Below are 3,883 nucleotides of genomic sequence, written 5' to 3' on the forward strand. Positions count from 1 at the left end.
CCACCGCGGCGCAGCCGTCTGCGATTGCCGCTGGGCCGAAGACCGTGGTGGTCGCCGGTGATGGTGCTTCTCAGGCTGCCCGGCTTGCTGCGGAGGCCGGGAACTGGCCGTTGTTCGCCGAGCCGTCCAGTCGTTCGCGGATCGGGCCGGCCGTCATCTCGGCGTACCGGTTGTTGCTGTCGGCAACTCCGTTGGCGGACGAGATCGAACGGGTGGTGGTCTTCGGCCATCCGACCCTGTCCCGGCCGATCACCAAGCTGCTGGCTCGTCCGGACGTCGAGGTGATCGTCGTCGCGCCGACCGGTGCTTGGCCGGACGCGGGCCGCCGGGCCGCCGCTGTCCTCACCGGTGTGGAGATCACTAGCGCCGACGAGACCGACTGGCTGGCGCAATGGCAGCACGCCGACCAGTCGGCTCGGCCGGCGATCGACAAGGTGCTCGCCGACGGCCTGACCGGACCGGGGATCGCCGCGATGCTCGGAGAGGCGGTCGGCGCCGACGGCATGCTCGTCGTGGCATCCTCGAACCCCATCCGCGACCTGGATCTAGCCCCGATCGTGCCGATCCGGACGGTAGCGAACCGTGGTCTCGCAGGGATCGACGGCACTCTGTCGACCGCTGTCGGAGCCGCGTTGGCCAACGGCGGCGCGACGCACGCGCTGGTGGGTGATCTGGCCTTCCTGCACGACTACAACGCCTTGGTGATCGGCCCCGACGAGCCACGCCCGGACCTGCGCATCGTGGTGGTGAACGACAACGGCGGCGGCATCTTCTCCACCCTCGAACAAGCAGACGCCCCCGACTTCGAACGCGTCTTCGGCACCCCCCACAACACCGACCTGGCCGCCCTCTGCGCCGCCACCCACACCCCCTACCAGCTCGCGGAAACCCCCGAAGCCCTCCGCGCAGCCCTAACCCGCACAGTCGCCGGCATCGACGTCATAGAAACCCGCCTCCCCCGCCCAACCACCCTCCCCGCAACCCTCCACACAGCAGTAAAAGCAGCCCTCACCCAGCTGTAGCCGGCAGCTTCACCTTTGCGGGCTGCAGGGTGCGGAGGTGGCCTAGGAGGGTGGCGGTGGTGACTAGGACGAGGCTGGTGGTGATGAGGATGGGGATGACGGCGCCTCGGAGGGAGGAGTTGAGGGGGGCGGCGATGGTGAGGATGAGGCTGACGCCGATCAGGGCTGTGGTGAGGCGGCGGCCGGGGCGGGCCACGGCCAGGAACGGCAGGCACCAGAGGAAGTACCAGTCGTGGGCTGTCGGGCCGAGCAGAACCACGGCCAGTAAGGCGATTCCGACCGCGCGGGCCGCGTTGTGGATGGAGGAGCGCAGGCCGAGGATGCCGATCAGGGAGACGGCGGTGAGGATGCCGACCAGGCGGACGATCTGCAGCGCCTGTTGAGCCGCATCGTTCGCGCCCAGCCAGGACAGGACGCCGGATGCGCCCATGCCGATCAGGTTGGCGATGGACAGCGGCGAGCGAACCAGCCCCGGTACGTCGAGTGCGCTGAGCCAGCCTGACCCCACGCCAGTCAGCTCGCCGATCGTCACCAGGGTCAGTACTGCAACCGCCCCGGCTATGCAGAGGCTTGCCAGTCGTACTCGGGCCCTCCCTGCCAGTGGGCTCATCACCGCAGCGATAGCGATCACCGCCAACCCACCCGGCAGCTTCACCGCAGCCGCAACCCCAGCCAGTACCGCCGCAGTACCCCAATGACCAGTAAGCGCTACAGCGAAGGCGGCGCACGCCACGCCCAGCATCAGTACGTCGTTGTGCGCCGCGCCGAGGCCATGCGTGATCAGTATGGGGTTGGCCACGACCAGCCAGGTCGCGACCGTCGGGTTCACCCGGCACGCCACCGCGATCCGCGGCACCGCCCAGGCGATCAGCACGATCCCCAGTACGGCCAGCAGCCGGTGGGCAAGCATGAGCAGGTATGGGTCGAGCGTGATCCGCGCCGCGACTCCGCCGTACGCGAGTGGCAACGGCCCGTACGGCGCAGGCGTGGCCATCCACATCGGATCGACGGCCTCGATCACGTGCCCCGACAGAACGCCCGGGCCGACCTTGTAGGGGTCGTAACCACCGGCGACCAGCGCACCCTGGGCGGCGTAGCTCCAGGCGTCCCGGCTGAACAACGGCGGCATCAGCAGCAGCGGCGCACTCCACCAGGCGGTCAACCGCACCAGGCGCGGCCGCATCCCGGCGAACACGTCAGAGCCGAGACCCAGCCAGGCCCACACCATCAGACCGAGCCCGATGACCATGAACGTCAGCCCGGTCATCCGCCCGGCCAAGGTCGTCCGCAGGTCACCGGTCAGCGGCAGCGACGCCATCCAGGACGACTCCGGAATCACCGATGTCACCAGTGAGGCGGCCGCCACTATGCACGACCCCGCCAGTCCACGGACGAACGGCGAAGGCATACGCATGCCGCGACGCTAACCGCGCGGAGCAACGCCCCGATGAACGCTGTCTTGCTTACGAAGAACCTCGTCTAGTCATGCGGATTCCTTGCGGAAGGTGCGGGCGCCCACGGCCAGGCCGACGGCCGTGAGGAGGACGACCCAGAACAGGCCCCAGAGGGACGTGCTACTGCTGATGTCGCCGCGGAAGAGAGCCCGTACGCCGTTCACCACGTGCTTCAGCGGACTGATGTCGGACAGCCGCTGCAGCCAGGTCGGGCCGATCTGCATCGGCAGGAGGATGCCGGACAACAGCAGCAACGGCATCGCGATCCCGTTGAGCAGCGGGGCCAGTGCGTCCTCGCTCTTGGTGATCAGCGCCACCGAGTACGACAGCGAGGCGAAGGTCGCTCCGAGCAGGGCGACGATGACCAGGGACAGCAGTACTCCGCCCCAGGGAGCTCGCAGGCCCATCGGGATGGAGACCACCAGCAGCAGGATCGTCTGGACCACCAGGACCACGACGTCGCGGAGTACGCGGCCTGCCATCAGGGCCATCCGGGACGCGGGGGTGACCCGGTCGGCCTCGATCACGCCGGCCCGGTACTCCGCGATCAGGCCGAAGCCGACGAACATCGCGCCGAACATGCCGAGTTGCACGATCAGACCCGGGATGAACACCTGGTAGGCGTTCGTGGTGGCGCCCTCGCTGATCTGTGCGGTGAGCGGCTTCAGCAGCGGGCCGAACAGGAACAGGTACAACAGCGGCTGGCTGAGCATCAGGATCGACCACATCGGGTTCCGCAACGACAACCGCATCTGGCGGTTGAAGACGATCCAGGTCTCGCGCATAACGGTCATACGGCCGCCACCTCTTTCTCTTCTTCGGCGTCGGTGGCCGGGGCGTCGTCGCGCAGGGAGCGGCCGGTCATGGTCAGGAAGACGTCGTCCAGGGTCGGGCGGTGCACCTCGACACCGTCCAGTTCGACTCCCTGGGCATCGATCGAACGCAGTAGCGAGGGCAGCACGGAACCGCCCTTGGGGATGCGGAAGGCGACCACGTCCCCGTCGGTCTCGACCTCGACGGCACCCTCGAGTTCCCGCACGATCTTGGTGACCACGGGAGCGTTCGCAGGGTCCGCGAGGCTGAGCCGGACGCCGTCGCCGGAGACCTGCTGCTTCAGCTCCTCGGGCTTGCCGGAGGCAACGATCTTGCCGTGGTCGATGACGAGGATCCGGTCACAGAGCGCGTCCGCCTCGTCCAGGTAGTGGGTGGTCAGGAAGATGGTGGCGCCGCGGTCGCGGAGACCGCGGATGTGCTCCCAGAGGTTCGCCCGAGCCTGCGGGTCGAGGCCGGTGGTGGGCTCGTCCAGGAAGATCAGCTTCGGGTCGTGGATCAGGCCCATGACGATGTCGAGGCGGCGCCGCTGGCCGCCTGACAGGGTCTTGCACTGACGTCGCCAGAGGCCGGGCA

Annotated in this window: 4 protein-coding genes; 1 reads left to right on the forward strand and 3 read right to left on the reverse strand. The window is 68.4% G+C overall.

Going from position 1 to position 3,883, the window contains the following annotated elements:
- A partial coding sequence (locus VFG33_RS27225) for a thiamine pyrophosphate-dependent enzyme (RefSeq protein WP_325055813.1) occupies positions 1 to 1,022 on the forward strand: 1,022 nt, incomplete at its 5' end.
- On the opposite strand, the gene mptB is transcribed toward VFG33_RS27225, so the two are convergent.
- The 3 genes from mptB to VFG33_RS27240 form a co-directional block, all read right to left on the reverse strand.
- Positions 1,009 to 2,436: a polyprenol phosphomannose-dependent alpha 1,6 mannosyltransferase MptB gene (mptB, locus tag VFG33_RS27230; protein WP_325055814.1), complete on the reverse strand. Its 1,428-nt coding sequence runs from the start codon at positions 2,434 to 2,436 to the stop codon at positions 1,009 to 1,011. The genes VFG33_RS27225 and mptB overlap by 14 nt on opposite strands.
- 69 nt (positions 2,437 to 2,505) lie before the next feature.
- A complete protein-coding gene (locus VFG33_RS27235; protein ID WP_325055815.1) occupies positions 2,506 to 3,270 on the reverse strand; it encodes an ABC transporter permease in 765 nt (254 codons plus the stop codon).
- The coding region (locus tag VFG33_RS27240; protein ID WP_325055816.1) for an ATP-binding protein DrrA1-3 family domain-containing protein at positions 3,267 to 3,883 on the reverse strand (617 nt) is incomplete at its 5' end. The genes VFG33_RS27235 and VFG33_RS27240, both read right to left, overlap by 4 nt.

This window comes from Kribbella sp. (assembly GCF_035687465.1).
GTDB lineage: Bacteria > Actinomycetota > Actinomycetes > Propionibacteriales > Kribbellaceae > Kribbella.

Bases quoted from the DNA above. Each gene is read 5' to 3' on its own strand.
- mptB (WP_325055814.1), bottom strand. From the start codon at position 2,436: ATGCGTATGCCTTCGCCGTTCGTCCGTGGACTGGCGGGGTCGTGCATA.
- VFG33_RS27235 (WP_325055815.1), bottom strand. From the start codon at position 3,270: ATGACCGTTATGCGCGAGACCTGGATCGTCTTCAACCGCCAGATGCGG.